The 321-nt window shown below is 41.7% G+C and carries 1 protein-coding gene; it reads right to left on the reverse strand.

The annotated features are described in order from the left end of the window. The coding region (locus KK062_RS30175; protein WP_254088100.1) for a hypothetical protein at positions 1–186 on the reverse strand (186 nt) is incomplete at its 3' end. Positions 187–321 lie beyond the last annotated feature (135 nt).

The following is a 321-nucleotide window of genomic DNA, read 5'->3' on the forward strand; positions in this document are numbered from 1 at the left end:
GTAATATGAGTTGTATTTTAAATCTATCTTCTCCACTTGCGGGATACTCTCTGGATACTTGATATTGCGATAAAAAGGGCCGCGGTACACGTCAGCAACGAGGTACGACGTCGCATACAGCGTCACTATCAACGATGCGCTAAATACCGTGCAACTGGATAGCATAAATATCGTCTTCTTTTTCATATTAAGCTTTGAGTTACAGGTTGAAATACTTCTTCGATAGGGGTCTGCTCTATATCGTTCATAGCGATTGCAACTACTGGGAGCAGCGTGAAAATTATATTAAAAATCAGGTGTTCGGTCCACCCCATTGTGGAA

It is taken from the genome of Dawidia cretensis, assembly GCF_018598175.1.
Lineage (GTDB): Bacteria > Bacteroidota > Bacteroidia > Cytophagales > Cyclobacteriaceae > Ohtaekwangia > Ohtaekwangia cretensis.